The organism is Caulobacter sp. GW821-FHT09A05 (assembly GCF_059418465.1).
Window position 1 is genome coordinate 124,551 of the sequence record NZ_JBWKPX010000006.1, and the last position, 15,445, is coordinate 139,995.

General features: G+C 69.8%; 15 protein-coding genes, 1 tRNA gene and 1 pseudogene. 9 read left to right on the forward strand and 8 right to left on the reverse strand.

The annotated features are described in order from the left end of the window. Positions 1 to 6 precede the first annotated feature (6 nt). On the forward strand, positions 7 to 702 hold the full coding sequence (locus AC07NX_RS08015; RefSeq protein ID WP_035075648.1) for a MarC family protein: 696 nt from the start codon (positions 7 to 9) through the stop codon (positions 700 to 702). After that, positions 703 to 831, forward strand: a pseudogene (locus AC07NX_RS08020) (hypothetical protein); the annotation flags it as partial. On the opposite strand, the gene AC07NX_RS08025 reads toward AC07NX_RS08020, so the two are convergent. The 3 genes from AC07NX_RS08025 to AC07NX_RS08035 all read right to left on the reverse strand — a co-directional run bounded on the left by AC07NX_RS08025 (position 817) and on the right by AC07NX_RS08035 (position 3,005). Next, the gene (locus tag AC07NX_RS08025; RefSeq protein ID WP_494640660.1) at positions 817 to 1,617 is read right to left on the reverse strand and encodes an SDR family NAD(P)-dependent oxidoreductase; all 801 of its coding nucleotides are present in this window, start codon (positions 1,615 to 1,617) and stop codon (positions 817 to 819) included. The pseudogene AC07NX_RS08020 and the gene AC07NX_RS08025 sit on opposite strands and share 15 nt — an antisense overlap. A gap of 204 nt (positions 1,618 to 1,821) precedes the next feature. Continuing rightward, positions 1,822 to 2,427, reverse strand: coding sequence for a flavodoxin family protein (locus AC07NX_RS08030; protein WP_494640662.1), 606 nt, complete (start codon positions 2,425 to 2,427; stop codon positions 1,822 to 1,824). Between the two features lie 140 nt (positions 2,428 to 2,567). Then, complete coding sequence (locus AC07NX_RS08035; RefSeq protein WP_494640664.1) at positions 2,568 to 3,005, reverse strand: Rrf2 family transcriptional regulator; 438 nt, start codon at positions 3,003 to 3,005, stop codon at positions 2,568 to 2,570. A gap of 171 nt (positions 3,006 to 3,176) precedes the next feature. Here AC07NX_RS08035 and AC07NX_RS08040 point away from each other — a divergent pair, with 171 nt between their 5' ends. The 4 genes from AC07NX_RS08040 to AC07NX_RS08055 all read left to right on the forward strand — a co-directional run bounded on the left by AC07NX_RS08040 (position 3,177) and on the right by AC07NX_RS08055 (position 7,408). Then, the gene (locus tag AC07NX_RS08040) at positions 3,177 to 5,153 is read left to right on the forward strand and encodes a potassium transporter Kup (RefSeq protein ID WP_494640666.1); all 1,977 of its coding nucleotides are present in this window, start codon (positions 3,177 to 3,179) and stop codon (positions 5,151 to 5,153) included. Positions 5,154 to 5,156: 3 nt separating this feature from the next. Next, positions 5,157 to 5,519: a DUF1648 domain-containing protein gene (locus tag AC07NX_RS08045; RefSeq protein WP_494640668.1), complete on the forward strand. Its 363-nt coding sequence runs from the start codon at positions 5,157 to 5,159 to the stop codon at positions 5,517 to 5,519. A gap of 148 nt (positions 5,520 to 5,667) precedes the next feature. Beyond that, positions 5,668 to 6,897 (forward strand): argininosuccinate synthase, encoded by a 1,230-nt coding sequence (locus tag AC07NX_RS08050; RefSeq protein WP_494640670.1) that lies wholly within the window; start codon positions 5,668 to 5,670, stop codon positions 6,895 to 6,897. A gap of 181 nt (positions 6,898 to 7,078) precedes the next feature. Further along, on the forward strand, positions 7,079 to 7,408 hold the full coding sequence (locus AC07NX_RS08055; RefSeq protein ID WP_494640672.1) for a hypothetical protein: 330 nt from the start codon (positions 7,079 to 7,081) through the stop codon (positions 7,406 to 7,408). 83 nt (positions 7,409 to 7,491) lie between these two features. Here the strand turns inward: AC07NX_RS08055 and AC07NX_RS08060 are convergent, their stop codons facing one another. Then, positions 7,492 to 9,702 carry a penicillin acylase family protein gene (locus tag AC07NX_RS08060; protein WP_494640674.1) on the reverse strand — a complete coding sequence of 737 codons (2,211 nt, stop codon included), beginning with the start codon at positions 9,700 to 9,702 and terminating at the stop codon, positions 7,492 to 7,494. A 140-nt stretch (positions 9,703 to 9,842) separates the two neighbouring features. Next, a tRNA-Ala gene (locus AC07NX_RS08065) sits at positions 9,843 to 9,918 on the reverse strand. Positions 9,919 to 10,041: 123 nt separating this feature from the next. Here AC07NX_RS08065 and AC07NX_RS08070 point away from each other — a divergent pair. From AC07NX_RS08070 to AC07NX_RS08080, 3 genes are all read left to right on the forward strand, one after another. Next, complete coding sequence (locus tag AC07NX_RS08070) at positions 10,042 to 10,362, forward strand: YggT family protein (protein WP_494640676.1); 321 nt, start codon at positions 10,042 to 10,044, stop codon at positions 10,360 to 10,362. 4 nt (positions 10,363 to 10,366) lie between these two features. Next, complete coding sequence (locus AC07NX_RS08075) at positions 10,367 to 10,678, forward strand: DUF167 family protein (RefSeq protein WP_494640678.1); 312 nt, start codon at positions 10,367 to 10,369, stop codon at positions 10,676 to 10,678. 276 nt (positions 10,679 to 10,954) lie between these two features. Then, complete coding sequence (locus AC07NX_RS08080) at positions 10,955 to 12,601, forward strand: ATP-binding protein (RefSeq protein ID WP_494640877.1); 1,647 nt, start codon at positions 10,955 to 10,957, stop codon at positions 12,599 to 12,601. 85 nt (positions 12,602 to 12,686) lie between these two features. On the opposite strand, the gene AC07NX_RS08085 is transcribed toward AC07NX_RS08080, so the two are convergent. The 3 genes from AC07NX_RS08085 to AC07NX_RS08095 form a co-directional block, all read right to left on the reverse strand. Continuing rightward, the gene (locus AC07NX_RS08085; RefSeq protein ID WP_494640680.1) at positions 12,687 to 13,145 is read right to left on the reverse strand and encodes a very short patch repair endonuclease; all 459 of its coding nucleotides are present in this window, start codon (positions 13,143 to 13,145) and stop codon (positions 12,687 to 12,689) included. A 47-nt stretch (positions 13,146 to 13,192) separates the two neighbouring features. Next, a complete protein-coding gene (cysK, locus tag AC07NX_RS08090; RefSeq protein ID WP_494640682.1) occupies positions 13,193 to 14,179 on the reverse strand; it encodes a cysteine synthase A in 987 nt (328 codons plus the stop codon). 78 nt (positions 14,180 to 14,257) lie between these two features. Beyond that, the gene (locus tag AC07NX_RS08095; protein WP_494640684.1) at positions 14,258 to 15,406 is read right to left on the reverse strand and encodes a DNA cytosine methyltransferase; all 1,149 of its coding nucleotides are present in this window, start codon (positions 15,404 to 15,406) and stop codon (positions 14,258 to 14,260) included. Positions 15,407 to 15,445: the final 39 nt, after the last annotated feature.

Here is a 15,445-nt window from a genome sequence, read left to right on the forward strand (position 1 = left end):
CCCCGAATGAGCCAGGCTGAGCTCGCCGTCAACTTCTTCGTCGCCCTGTTCGCCCTGATCGACCCGATCGGCAACGTGCCGCTGTTCGCCGCCGCCACCCTGGGCGCGGCCGCCGCCGGCCGGCGGATGGTGGCGGTCTATATCGGCCTGTTCGTCGCCGCCTTCCTGATCTTCTTCTACTTCACCGGCGTGTCGCTGCTGGAATTCTTCGGCATCTCGATGCCGGCCTTCCGCATCGCCGGCGGCATCATCCTGTTCATCCTGGGCCTGGACATGGTGCGCGACGACTTCACCACCATGTTCGCCGACGCGGCCGAGGGCGTCGAGGGCCAGTCCGCGCGGGTCTACGCCAAGCAGCGGTTCGAGCGGCTGATCGTGCCGTTCGCCATGCCGCTGCTGATCGGGCCGGGCGCGATCTCGACGGTGATCATCTACGCCAGCGAGGCCAAGGGCTTCGGCCTGGCGGGCATGGCGATCGGCTGCGGGGTGATCGCGGCCGTGGCGGTGGTGCTGGTCGCCACCTTCTGGGCCTCGCCGATCATCAGCCGGGTGCTGGGGCGGATCGGCATGAGCATCGTGGTGCGGGTGCTGGGCCTGATCCTCTGCGCCCTGGCGGTGCAGTTCGTGCTGATCGGGGTGGGCGACGCCACGCGAGGGCTGATCCGGGCCGACGCCAAGGCGCCGTACGCCGAGCATCGTTGACGCCGTGCGTCCTTCGAGGCTCGGCTACGCCTCGCACCTCAGGATGAGGCGTTCGGCGATAACGCTCCTCATCCTGAGGCGCCCGCAGAGCGGGCCTCGAAGGACGCACCGCGATCAAACCTTCCGGAACCGCGAGCCCTGGCTGGCCATCAGGGCCAGGGCCCAGTCGTCGGGGACCAGCTTGGCCAGCACCGCGATGGCCTTGTTCGGCGCGCCCGGCACGCAGATCGCGCGATTGGCCTCGGCCGCCTCGTAGCCGGCCGCTGCCACCTCGTCGGCGCCGAGCCACAGCCAGGCGGGCAGGCTCTGGCTGACCTGTGCGCGGGTGCCGTTGACGTCGTGGAATTCCGAATAGGTGAAGCCCGGGCAGAGGGCCGAAACGTGGACGCCGGCGCCCTGCGTCTCCAGGTGCAGGCTCTGGGAGAACTTCACCAGGAAGCTCTTGGTGGCCGCATAGAGGGTATGGCCCGCCGCGCCGGGGGCCAGGCCGGCCAGCGAGGCGACGTTGACGATCCGGCCGAAGCCCCGCTCGACCATGCCCGGCAGCACCTTGTGCGTCAGGCCGCAGACCGAGACCAGCAGCACCTGCAGGAAGGCGGCCTGGTCGGTCCAGGTGGTCTGGGCGTAGGCGCCGGGCAGGCCGTAGCCGGCGTTGTTGACCAGGACGTCGACCACCCGGCCCTCGGCCTCGACGGCGGCCAGCACCCGGTCGACGGCGTCGGGCTGGACCAGGTCGGCGGCGATCGGATAGGCCTCGACGCCAAACCTCAGGCGGATCTCGGCGGCCAGGGCCTCCAGCCGGTCGAGCCTGCGCGCGGTCAGGGCCACGTCATAGCCGTGGCTGGCGTAGATGCGGGCGAAGGCGGCTCCGATGCCGGCGGAAGCGCCGGTGATCAGGGCGAGGCGGCGGGCCATGCGGCGTGTGTCCGGGGCAACTGTAACGTCACCGAGACGAAGCACGACCGCTGGTTTGGTTCAAGCACATGCGCGGCGACGCCCCGTCACAGGGCCAGAAGAGGGGGAGGGGGCGCTCGGGCTCAAGCGCCCCCTCGGCGGCGCCGGAGCGCCGCGGGGCCCGTCCTTCGGGCTGGGGGGATCAGGAAGGACGGGCGGACCTCGTCAGGCGGCTTCGCTGAGCGCCGGCTGGGCGCCGCGCGTCCAGCGGACCGCGGCCTCGGCGACGCGGACGCCCAGCAGGCGGGCGGTCTCGCGGTCGCCGGCCGGCGGGGTGATCTCGGGCGAGGCGTTGTCCGACTGGGCGGCCAGGCCGATGAACGAGCCGACCCGGTTGATCGTGTCGGGGCCGCGCTCGGCGGCCGTGACTCCGGGAGGGGCCAGGCCCAGGTTCACCCAGTTCATGCCGTGCTGGGCCGCCAGGATGGTCAGGCTTTCCAGGGCGTGGCCCTTGTCGCCCGCGAAGCTGTGCGAATTGGTGAAGCCCGCGGCCAGCTTGTCCTTCCAGGCGCCGGTGAAGAACACCCCGGCGGTGGCGTCGGCGAACACTTTGAACACGCCCGAGACGTCGCCCATGTAGGTGGGGGCGCCGAACACCACCGCGTCGGCCGCGGTGATCTCCTCGATGATCGGCGCGAAGTCCTGGGCGGCGCTGTCGATCTTCAGCAGGAGCGGGGTCTGGCCGGCGTCGCGGACGCCCTCGGCGATCTTGTCGGCCAGGACGGCGGTGTGGCCGTAGCCCGAGTGATAAACGATGGCGACCTTGGTCATTGTCGTGAGCCCTGAAAAGGTTAGCGGCTTCGCAACTGAAACCGTGTCGATTACGTATGATCGACCACGCGGTTTTCCAGGGGATCGGCAACTGTGGTTGATGCAGTTATTCTGCAAGCCGGTTTAGCGGCGATGGGCCCTCAGGCGGCCGCCTCGACCGAGGCGCTGTTCAGCAGGTCGGCCACAGAGATCTGCGACAGGCGGTCGGCGACGGCGGTGTCGGCGGCGATCATCGCCCCGCGCACGGCGTCGGGGATCTTCTCGCCGACCGGGCAGCCCTTGACGCCCTTGGGGGCGACGCCCAGGTGGGCGCAGCCGTTCACGGCCCGCAGGACGACGTCCAGGGTGATCGCCTCGGGCGCCTTCAGCAGCCAGGCGCCGCCGTTGGCGCCGGCGCGGGCGCCGATCAGCCCCGCCTTGCCCAGCATGGCCGTCACGCGGCGCACCACGACCGGGTTGGTCGGGACCGAGGCGGCCAGCTCCGCGCTGGCCACGGCGCGGTCGGCCGAAAAGGCGCTCTTGTGCGCCAGATAGGCCAGGGCGTGCGCGGCGACGGGGAATTTCTGACTGTCGGACATTTTTCTATGGCAGGACCCTAAGGGCGTCGTTCGTGCGTTCAACCAAAAACTATCGCCGCGGTCTGGCGTCAGGTCGCGATTGAACCGGAACGGGATTGGGTGTATCGCGCCCGGCTTGATCGATATGGGGCTCCGCGCCGCGTTTTGCGAGGGCGACCCCGGAGGGATTGAATGGCTTCCGAAGCCTCTGGCGCGCCCGCTCCCAACAGCGCCGCCTCGTGTGACGTCCCAACGCAGGCCGGCCATGACCCCAAGGGGCATGGCTTCCTGGCGCTCGCCATCGGTTCGGTCGGCGTGGTGTTCGGCGATATCGGCACCAGTCCGCTCTACGCCTTCAAGGAAGCGCTGCACACCGCCGCGCGTGACGGGGTGACCCGCGCCGAGATCCTGGGCGTGGTGTCGCTGGCCCTGTGGGCGCTGATCCTGATCGTCACGATCAAGTACGTGCTGTTCATCATGCGCGCCGACAACAAGGGCGAGGGCGGGGTGCTGTCGCTGATGGCCCTGGCCCAGCACGCGATCGGCAAGCGCACCACCCTGGTCTTCGTCCTGGGGGTCGCGGGGGCGGCGCTGTTCTACGGCGACGCGGTGATCACCCCGGCGATCTCGCTGCTTTCGGCGGTGGAAGGCCTGCGGACCATTCCGGCGTTCGAGACCCACGTGAACACCCAGGTCGTTCTGCTGATCGCCACGATCATGCTGCTGGGATTGTTCTTCATCCAGGCCCGGGGCACGGCCACGGTCGGCAGATTGTTCGGTCCGGTCTGCGCGGTCTGGTTCGTGGTGATGTTCGCGCTGGGCGCCTATCACCTGGCCGGCGCGCCCGGCATCCTGGCGGCGATCAACCCCTACTACGCGGCGTCCTTCCTGCTGAACCACGGCATGGCCGGCTTTATCGTCCTGGGCGCGGTGTTCCTGACGGTGACCGGCGCCGAGGCGCTGTCGGCCGACATGGGGCATTTCGGACGCTGGCCGATCCAGGCCGCCTGGCTGTTCTTCGTGCTGCCCTGCCTGGCGGTCAACTATCTGGGCCAGGGCGCCTTCGCCCTGGAGACCCTGGCCGCCGCGGAGGCCGCCGGCCGCCCGATGCCGGAGCTCAACTGGTTCTTCGAGATGGCGCCAGAGTTCCTGCGCTTGCCGCTGGTGTTCCTGGCCGGCGCGGCCACCGTGATCGCCAGCCAGGCGGTGATCACCGGCGCCTTTTCCCTGACCCAGCAGGCCATCCAGCTTGGTCTGATGCCGCGCCAGGACATCAAGCGCACCTCCGAGACCCAGTCGGGTCAGATCTTCGTGCCGCAGCTCAACACCATGCTGCTGGTCGGGGTGCTGGCCATCATGTTCACCTTCCAGACCTCCTCGGCCCTGGCCCACGCCTACGGCCTGGCGGTGACCGGCACCATGGTGGTCACCACCTGCATGGCCTACATCGTCATGCGCAAGCTGTGGAACTGGAAGGCGCCGGCCGCCCTGGCCTTCCTGATCCCGTTCATGGCGCTGGACCTGACCTTCCTGTCGGCCAACGCCCTACGCTTCTTCACCGGCGGTTGGCTGCCGGTCCTGATCGGCGCGGTGCTGTTCACGATCATGGCTACCTGGGTGCGCGGCAGCCAGATCCTGACCGAGAAGACCCGCCGCGACAGCGTGCCCCTGGTCGACCTGATGGAGATCCTGCGGGCCCGCGCCCCGCACCGCGCCCCCGGCACGGCGATCTTCCTGACCTCCGACCCGGACATGACCCCGGTCGCCCTGATGCACAATCTCAAGCACAACAAGGTGCTGCACGAGCGCAACGTGATCCTGACCGTCCGCACGGCCGACACGCCCCGGGTGGCCGAAGAGGACCGCATCCGCGTCGAGGTGATCAACGCCGACTTCAAGAAGGTCGAGATCTTCTACGGCTTCATGGAAAGCCCCAACGTGCCCAAGGCCCTGGCGCTGCTGCGCAAGCAGCAGGGGCTGAAGTTCGACATCATGGCCACCAGCTTCTTCCTGGGCCGCCGCTCGATCGTGCCGTCGGCCAACAGCGGCATGCCGCTGTGGCAGGACCGGATCTTCATCTTCCTGATGAAGAACGCCACCAACCCGACCGACTTCTTCAAGATCCCGCCCGGCCGCGTCGTCGAGCTGGGGGCCCAGGTGACGGTCTAGGCCATGGAAGCGGCGCTTCGCATCCTTGGCGACGGGTTATCGATCGCCGCCCTGGCGATCATCGCCTCCACGGCGCAGTCCGCCTGGAAGCGGATCCCGGACGGAAAGCGGATCCCGATGCAGTGGGGCCTGGATGGCAGGCCGACCTGGCGGGTGTCCAAGGCCGTCGGCCTGCTGGCCGTTCCGGTCCTGGCGACCGTCATCCTGCTGTCGTTCACCCTGACCCAGCTGACCTTCACGGTCGAGGGCGTCGGCGCGGTGGTGGTTCTGTGCGTGCGCGCGATCCTGGCGGCGGCCTTGGCGATGAGCCAGCTGGCGCATCTGCGCAAGGTCATGGAGACCCTGCACGACGACGGCGACTCTTAGGCCGGGATGCGATTTGGGGCGATCCGTCCCAGCTTGGCCAACACCCACGTTTCAATCGTCGCGAAACCGCGCTAAACGCGCCGCGACCTTGTGTTTCTCCGAAGGGGAAACACGCTGCGACTTTGTGTTTCCTCGGAAGGACCCCCTCATGGCCGCCAAGCCCGTGAAGAAGGTCGTGCTCGCCTATTCGGGCGGCCTCGACACCTCGATCATCCTCAAGTGGCTGCAGACCGAATACGGCGCGGAGGTCGTCACCTTCACCGCCGACCTGGGCCAGGGCGAGGAGATCGAGCCGGCCCGCGCCAAGGCCCTGGCCGCCGGCGTCAAGCCGGAGAACATCTTCATCGAGGACGTGCGCGAGGAGTTCGTGCGTGACTTCGTGTTCCCGATGTTCCGGGCCAACACGGTCTATGAAGGCCAGTACCTGCTGGGCACCTCGATCGCCCGCCCGCTGATCGCCAAGAAGCAGATCGAGATCGCCCGCAAGACCGGCGCCGACGCGGTCAGCCACGGCGCGACCGGCAAGGGCAACGACCAGGTCCGCTTCGAGCTGGGCTATTACGGCCTGGAGCCCGACATCCACGTGATCGCCCCGTGGCGCGAATGGGACTTCAAGTCCCGCGAGGCCCTGCTGGACTTCGCCGAGAAGCACCAGATCCAGATCGCCAAGGACAAGCGCGGCGAGGCGCCGTTCAGCGTCGACGCCAATCTGCTGCACAGCTCGTCGGAAGGGAAGGTCCTGGAGGACCCGGCGGTCGAGGCCCCCGAGTTCGTCCACATGCGCACGATCGCGCCGGAGGACGCCCCCGACAAGCCGACGGTCATCACCATCGACTTCGAGAAGGGCGACCCCGTCGCCATCGACGGCGTGGCGATGAGCCCGGCCACCCTGCTGACCAAGCTGAACGAGCTGGGCCGCGACAACGGCATCGGCCGCCTGGACTTGGTCGAGAACCGCTTCGTCGGCATGAAGTCGCGCGGCGTCTACGAGACCCCCGGCGGCACGATCCTGCTGGCCGCCCACCGCGGCATCGAGTCGATCACGCTCGACCGCGGCGCCATGCACCTGAAGGACGAGCTGATGCCGAAATACGCATCGCTGGTCTACAACGGCTTCTGGTTCGCCCCCGAGCGCGAGATGCTGCAGGCCGCCATCGACTACAGCCAGGCCAAGGTCACCGGCCAGGTGCGGGTGAAGCTCTACAAGGGCAATGTCGCCGTCATCGGCCGCACCAGCCCCTACAGCCTCTACGACCAGGACCTGGTCACCTTCGAGGAAGGCAAGGTGGCCTACGACCACCGCGACGCCGGCGGCTTCATCAAGCTCAACGCCCTGCGCCTGCGCGTCCTGGCCAAGCGCGACCGGCGCGACGTCTAGGAGGGTCTCCTGAACGACAAAGCCCCGCCGGCGACGGCGGGGCTTTTTTGTTGGCGCGTGATGTCCGCGCCGCAAGGAGCGGCAAGAAACGCCGACTTTCGGTGCGATGGCGCCGGCGGCGACGGCCGAAGGGCGAGCGCAAGGGCTGGCTTGGATACGCTCGCCGGGCTAACACCCTGACATGGCGCGAACCAAGCAGAGCCCTGAATTCGAGATCGAGGTCGATGGCGAGCCGTACGTCTGGCGGCTCCACCGCCAGCCCGGCTGGTCCAGCGACGCCCCGGTGCTGCATGGCATGGCCATCGCCGTGCGCCACGCGGAGGGTCAGCGCGAAGCGGTGGTGGAGTTTCCGCCCGGCCCGCACCCCCGGTACGGCGCGCCGCTGCTGAAGCCCTCGCAGATCTCGCCCGGGCTGGTGGCCAACGCCATCACCTCGGCCATCGCGGCGGGGTGGGAGCCCCTGTCCCGCGGCAAGACGGTCGCCATCGTCGTGGACGCGACTGGAGCCTGACGTCCGCCGCCGATGGGCGCGACCTGAAACGCCCTCCCCTGAACCGAACATGGGCGGTGACCGCGGCGGGCTCGAGCCGCGGGTCACCTGGCCTCGCCCGGCCGATAGGTCCGCTCGACATGGCCCGCCAGCTGGTCGGGATAGAAATAGACTGGCCGCAGGTCGCCCTTGGCGTAGAGCGGGGCCTGGTCGGCGAAGTGCCTCGACGCCGGATCGCCGCTCTCGCCGCCGGCCGACAGCGCCAGGGCCTTCACCCTCGGCCCAAACTCGACCGCGGCCACGAAGCTGTTGCCGCTGGTCCCGTAGAACTGCTTCGTCCCCGGATAACGCTTGGCCCCGAACGAGGCCAGCGAACCCCACTGACCCGAGGTGAAGGGCACGGGGATCGAGGGTTTCCGGTCGTCGAAGGTCTGGACGATGGCGCCGTCGTTGCGCTGGAAGCGGTTGATCCGGCCCCAGGGCGTGCGCCAGTCGCCGAAGTCGGCGGCGAGCCGGTCCGACGCCTCGGCCAGGGCCGACAGCTTCTGGGCCGGCGTCGTGGTCTCGGCCATGTACTTGTAGACCGATACGCCCTGCTTCTTGGCCTCACCAGCCGATCTGGCCCACAGGGCCTCGCCCCAGAACACCGCCAGCGAGGTCTCGGTCGAGGTCTCCGACCACTTCAGGTCCCAGGCCTTCAGCGCCGCCATCTGGGCGCCCAGCCTCGCCTTGGCCGGGTCGCCGTCGGGCGTGGCGTCATAGGCTTTCGAGAGCGTCGGGATCAGGTCGGCGAACGCGGTCAGGTAGGGATCGTAGGCCGCTTCGATCAGGGTCGGCAGGGTGAAGTCCTTGCGGACGCTCAGCACGCGGGTGGCGTGGACCCCGCGCGGCGTCTCGCCGACGCTGTCCATGTAGCGTGGGAAGTCGGCCTGCCGGGGGCTGTAGGGACCGGCCGCCGAATAGGGCCAGTTGTTGGTGTTCATCAGCCAGCCGTTCGGCGGGTTCTTCAGGTGCGGCGCCTCGGACAGGGCGTGTAGCCCCTTCCAGTCGGTGGCCGGGTCCGAGCCGTCGACCGGCTTGGTGTAGTCGAACCAGTCGTCGCGGCGCGGGATGAACTGCGGATGCAGATAGGCCACCTCGCCCTTGTCGTCGGCGAACAGGGTGTTGTTCGAGGAATTGGCCTTCAGCTCGGCCACCTTCAGGAAGCTGTCGTAGTCGGTCGCCTTGGTGCGCAGGAACGACTGCTCCAGCGCCTCCACCGGCCTGTACATCATCGCGAAGGCGATCCACTTGCCGTCCGCCGCCCGGACGATCGGACCGTGGTGGGTGCGGTAGGTGGTGAAGGTCCTGCGGGCCAGGGAGCCGTCGGCGGCCCTGTAGTGGACCTCGACGATCGACGTCGTCACCGGCCGCGCCTCGGCCCCGTACCGGTAGAACAGCTTGCCGTCCTTGCGGACGATGGTTTCGGCGAACTCATCGACCACGTCCACTGTGCTGGAGGTGTGCATCCAGCCGGCATGGGCGTTGAAGCCCTGGTAGATGAAGAACTGCCCCCAGGTCGCCGCCCCATAGGCGTTCAGCCCCGCGTCGCTGGTCATCTGCAGCTCGGAGCGGAAGAAGAACGAGGTGTGCGGGTTGATCAGCAGCAGGGCGTTGCCGTCCTTGGTGTTGGACGGGGCGATGGCGAAGCCGTTGGAGCCGGTGGGTTCGCGGAACGCCACGGCTTGGGCGAACTCCCGCGCCCGGACCTCGGCGGAGGCCTGCATTTGCGGCTTGCCGTAGAAGGCCTCCAGCTCGCCCAGCGAGATCCGCTCGACGTCGCCGCCGATGCTGCCCTCGGTGAAGCTGAGCGCCATCCACGGCTCGAACCGGGTGATGACCTTCGGCTTCACGCCAGGATGGGTGGCCAGGTAGAAGTTCAGCCCGTCGGCCCAGGCGTCCATCAGGGCCTTCAGCCAGGCGGGGCTCTTGGCGTATCGGGCCTGGAGGTCGGCCGGATCGACGAACAGCCTCATCCGCAGGTCCTGCCAGATGGCCTTCTCGCCCTCGGCTTCCGCCGTGCGCCCCAGGGCCGTCAGGTAGTTGGCCTCCACCCGGTTGAAGTCGTCCTCGGCCTGGGCGTAGACCATGCCGAACACCGCGTCGGCGTCGCTCTTGCCATGGACGTGGGCGATCCCCCAGTCGTCGCGCGTGATCTGGACCCGAGCCGCCGTCGCCCGCTGGCGGGCCAGGTCGGCGGCGGGCGCGGCGGCCAGGGCGGGCGCGCAGAGCGCCGCGCAGGCGGCCGACAGCAAAAGCAGGTTTCCGATCCGCAAGACGCGCCCTCCCGATCCACGACCGGACCGTCGGGCGCCACCCCGGCCTTGTCCAGACCTGCGCAGGCGTCGAACGCCATCGGACGCGCCCCGCGTGAAAACCGGGCGGACGGGCGATCAGCGGCTGTCGGAAAGGTCCTTGGTGGAGCCGAGGGGAATCGAACCCCTGACCTCCTCATTGCGAACGAGGCGCTCTACCATCTGAGCTACGGCCCCAAGGAAGCGGGGGAATACGGCGGGGCGGGCGATGCGTCAAGGCCGCAAACCGCACTATCGGCGGCTTTGCTTGCCAGGGCGGCCAAGGCGCGGCAAGAAGCGGTGGACTCGGACGGGAACCCCATGGCCGCCATCATTCACTTCGTCTTCTTCATCATCTCCGGACTGCTCAGCCTGTTGTGGTGGGCGATCATCATCTCGGCTGTCCTGAGCTGGCTGGTGGCGTTCGACATCATCAACCTGCGCAACCGGGCGGTCTACCAGATCAGCACCTTCCTGGATCGGGTGACCAGCCCGATCCTGCGGCCGTTCCAGCGGATCATCCCGCCGCTCGGCGGCGTCGACATCAGCCCGATCATCGTGCTGCTGATCATCACGGGCGTGCAGAGCTATCTCCTGCCGGCCCTGCGTGACACGCTGATCAACCTGTCCGGGGGCTACTAGGGCCGTGCGCCTGGCGGTTCGCCTCACCCCGCGCGGCGGGCGCGAGGCGATCGACGGCTGGGCGGTCGACGGCGACGGGCGGCCCTATCTGAAGGTGCGGGTCGCCGCCCCGCCGGTCGAGGGCGCGGCCAATGCGGCCCTGATCGCCTTCCTGGCCAAGACCCTGGGCGCGCCCCGGTCGTCGGTGACCCTGGCCTCGGGCGCCGGGGCGCGGCTGAAGCTGATCGACATCGCCGATTGCGACCCGTTGTCGCTGGAACGCGCGCTGGGACGCCCGCCCGAAGGCGCGCGCCTGACACGTCCGGACAAGTCTTGACCGCGAATCCCGGCTTGACCGTCGTTCGCAGCCAGAAAATGCCGCAAAACGCCGATGACGGCGGATTTTGGCCCCCTCCCCGCCAAAAAGCGCCCAGCGAACCGGGGTTTTTCATCCCCTCTTAGCGACGATGTTTCATGCTATGGGCTCTACGACGCGTGGCGGGGGCCGCGCGGCACGGGGGGGCGAGTGGGCGACGAACGGCATCGGTCGGGGGAGGTCAGGGCTGCGCTCGCGCGGCGTGGCAATCTCCATCTGCGCGTCGTCGCCACGGTGATGATCGCCCTGATCCTGCACGTCTTCATGAACGCCAGCTGGACCTGGCTGTGGGCCGGGACCTATGCGGCGGCCCAACTGGTCGAGCTGGACCTGATCCGCCAGATGCTGCGCCAGCCCCATCCCGGCCGCGTGCTGCGGCTGGCCGTGGCGGCCATGCCGGCGATCACCTCGATCATCTTCGGCTTCCTGTCGATGCCGCTGTTCGCCTCGAGCATGCGCTTCGCCCCGACCCTGGGCGGCCTGCTGCTGGCCGGGGCCCTTCTGAACGTCATCGTCGTCAATTCCAGCCTGAGGTCGGCGACGATCTCGGCGGCCGCCCCGCACGTGGCGTATCTGCTGATCGCGCCGTTCGTCGCCCGGTCGGCCAATCCGGGCTCGCCGCTGGCCAGCGCCCTGTGGTTCGGGGTGCTGCTGCTGATCATCTCGGCGTTCGTGGCCGCCCGCACCCTGGAGCGGGCCCTGCACGCCGAGGCCGCGGCCAAGGACGAGGCCGAGCGCCGCCGCCACGAGGCCGAGGAGGCCGTCGCCGCCAAGTCGGCCTTCGTGGCCATGATCAGCCACGAGCTGCGCACGCCGATCAGCGCCATCCTGGCCGGGGCCGCCCGGCTGCACAGCGACGTGCCCGACGCCGCCTCAAAGACCCATGCCCAGCTGATCGGCGACGCCGGGGCGATGATGCGCACCCTGCTCAACGACCTGCTGGACCTGTCGCGCCTGGACGCCGGGCGGATGGCGGTCGAGCAGGCCCCGTTCGACCTGCGCCAGGCCATGGCCGACACCCTGCGCCTGTGGCGTCCCGACGCCCACAAGAAGGGCCTGCGCCTGCGGGTCGAGGGCGCGGCCCATCTGCCGCGCTGGGTGGCGGGCGACTCCCTGCGGCTGCGCCAGGTGCTCAACAACCTGCTGTCCAACGCCATCAAGTTCACCGGCCGGGGCGCGGTCACCATGCGGCTGGCCGTGCGCGAGGCCGGCGACCACCTGGTGTTCGAGGCCGTGGTCGCCGACACCGGCCGGGGCCTGACCGAAGAACAGATGGCGCGGCTGTTCACGCCGTTCGACCAGCTGGCCGCCAATGTGGCGCGCGAGCATGGCGGCTCGGGCCTGGGCCTGGTGATCAGCCGCGAGCTGGCCCGGCTGATGGGCGGCGACCTGACGGTGACCAGCAAGCCCGGCAAGGGCTCGCGCTTCCGGCTCGAGGTCCGGCTCGAGGCCGCCCAGGCGCCGGACGCCCGGGCCGGCGGCGCCGTCATCGAGGGCGCGCGGGTGCTGGTGGTCGACGACCATGTGGTCAACCGCCGGGCCATCGAGCTGGTGCTGCAGTCGTTCGGCATCCAGCCCACCTTGGCCGAGTCCGGCGAGCGGGCCCTGGAGCTGCTGCAGTCCGAGGTGTTCGACGTCATGCTGATGGACGTCTACATGCCCGGCATGGACGGCCGCGACGCCACGCGCCAGCTGCGCGCGGTCGAGGGGCCCAACCGGGGTCTCCCGGTGATCGCCGTCACCGCCTCGGCCACCGTCAAGGACTGGGAGGCCTGTCGCGCGGCCGGCATGAACGCCCACGTCGCCAAGCCGATCGACCCCAGCCAGCTGCACGCGGCGCTGAGCGAGGTCCTGGCCGTCGGCGCGTCGAGGGTTGCGGCTTAGGCGCGGGGACACTTGCCCCCTACGGATCGCTGCGCGATCGTCTTCCCCCGGAGGGGGAAGAACCTCGGGCCTTGCGCTCCGCCCCCTATGGGGGCGGACAGACCGCGGAGCGGTCAGGTGGGGGCAAGCGGGCGGTTTCCCTGAGCAACCCAGCCAGCCGCTCCCGCAACGCCCCTTGGTCCTTCATCTCGCATTCCCACACCGTCTCCACCCGCCAGCCGGCGGCGGTCAGGTCGCTGCGGTTCCGCCCGTCGCGGGCGACGTTGCGCGCCACCTTGGCCAGCCAGTAGTCGCGGTTGGCCTTGGGCACCCGCGCCCCCCGCGCGCAGTCATGGCCGTGCCAGAAGCAGCCGTGGACGAAGATCGCCAGCCGCCGCCCTGGCATCGCCACGTCGGGGGAGCCGGGCAGGTCCTTGCGGTGCAGGCGATAGCGCGCGCCCAGCCCGGTCAGCAGCCGGCGCAGCAGCAGCTCGGGCTTGGTGTCCCGGCTCTTGACCCGGGCCATCACGGCCGAGCGCTTGGCGGGGTCGAAGACGTCGCTCATGACATCCTAACGTCCCCGCCGCCGCGTCGGATCAAGAGTTTTGGAGCTCAGAGCCCTTCGAACAGAGCCGTCGACAGGTAGCGCTCGGCGAAGCTGGGGATGATCGCCACCACCAGCTTGCCGGCGTAGTCGTCGCGCATGGCCAGGTCGAAGGCGGCGGTCAGGGCCGCGCCCGAGCTGATGCCGACCGGCAGGCCCTCGGTCGAGGCCGCCTTGCGGGCCATGGCGAAGCTGTCGTCGTTGCTGACCTGGATGATCTCGTCGATCACCCCGCGGTCGAGGATGCCCGGCACGAAGCCGGCCCCGATGCCCTGGATCTTGTGCGGGCCCGGCGCGCCGCCCGACAGCACGGCCGAGGCCTCGGGCTCGACGGCGATCATCTTCAGCGACGGCTTGCGGGCCTTCAGCACCTGGCCGACGCCCGAGATGGTGCCGCCGGTGCCGACGCCCGAGACCACGGCGTCGACCGCGCCGGCCGTGTCGTTCCAGATCTCCTCCGCCGTCGAGACGCGGTGGATCAGCGGGTTGGCGGTGTTCTCGAACTGCTGGGGCATCACCGCGCCGGGCGTGGCCTCGATGATCTCCTGGGCCCGGGCGACGGCGCCGCGCATGCCCTTCTCGGCCGGGGTCAGTTCCAGCTTGGCGCCCAGCAGGAGCAGCATCTTGCGGCGCTCGATCGACATGCTCTCGGGCATGACCAGGGTCAGCTTGTAGCCCTTGGCGGCGGCCACGAAGGCCAGGGCGATGCCGGTGTTGCCGCTGGTCGGCTCGACGATCACGCCACCCGGCTTCAAGAGCCCTTTGGCCTCCAGATACTCGACCATGGCCACGCCGATGCGGTCCTTGACCGAGGCCAGCGGGTTGAAGAACTCCAGCTTGGCTACGACCGTGCCCTTGGGCTTCAGCTCGGCGGTCAGGTTGGGCAGGCGGACCAGCGGCGTGTCGCCGACCGTGTCGAGGATCGAATCGAAGATCTTGCCGCGCCCGGCGCGCTTGAACCGCGCGGCGTCGTAGATCGAGGAGGCGTCGTCCATGGGAAGTCTCGCTTGGTGTGGCTTTGGCGGCCGGGGGTTCAACCCACCTTAGGCCGTGGGTTTTGACGTGTCAGCGGCTCATTCGGCGGCGAGCGGCGCAGTTTTCCTGAAGGCCAGAGGAGTCAGGAGCCCTTCGGCCAGCCAGCGCACGACCGGCGCGGCCACGCCGTCGCCGATCACGTGCAGGCCGGCGGTGGCGCTGCGGGGCAGGCGGTAGGCGTCGGGCAGGCCCATCAGCCGGGCGCCCTCGCGGGGGGCGAGCAGGCGCGAGCGCACCTGGCCCCGGTCGATCACCAGCAGGGTCTGGCGGGACGAGCCGCCGCGCGGGGTGCGCAGGCAGCCGGCCAGGCCGTCGAACCGCACCTCGGCCCGCTGCTGTCCGCCGCGCATGCGCCGGAAGACCGCGCCGACCGCGCGTTCGCCGGCCTGGACCCGGGCCTCGACGGCGGCGCGGTGGGCGGGGGCCATCAGGTCCAGCAGGGCGGCCGTGTCCGCCTCGGGGCGCCAGGCGACCTGGTCGTCGGGCTCGAGCAGGGCGCTGAGGTCGGTGTTGCGGGCCGGCGGGGCGGCCAGGCCCCACCAGGTCCAGGCGGCCGCCAGGTCGGCGGGCAGGCGGGCGTGGGCTTCGCGCACGGCGCGGGTCTGGAACGGGCTGGGCCCGACCAGCCCCTCGGCCGGCAGGCGGGTGGCGATCACGAACACCCGGGGTCGCGACTGCGGGACGAAGCGGGCGGCGTCGATCTCCAGGGCGCCGAAGCGATAGCCCTGGTCGGCCAGGGCCCGGCACAGGGCCGTGAAATCGGCGCCGCCGTGCGAGGTCAGCAGGCCCACCACGTTCTCGACCACCACCGTGTCGGGCCCGCGGCCCTCGGCGGACAGGGCCTCCATCAGCTTCCAGAAGCCGAAGAAGGCCGAGGATCGTCCGCCCTGCAGCCCCGCCCGGGCGCCGGCCAGACTGAAGTCTTGGCAGGGGCTGGAGGCCCAGGCCAGGTCGGCGCGCCCGGGCAGGTCGGCCGGCGCGATCTTCCAGACGTCGCCCTGGTGGAAATGGCCCTCGCCGTTCGTCGAACCCGCGTCGGCGAAGTTGTCGCGATAGGTCGCGGCCTTGACCGGGTCGAAGTCGTTGGCGAAGGCGCAGGTCCAGGCCTCGCCCAGGCCCAGGCGCGCCATCCCGCCGCCGGCGAAGAATTCGTAGAAGACAGGCCCGGGAGCGGCGTTCCGATTCATCGTCCGGGAGTCTAGCGTGAGCCGCCCATCCGAGGATAG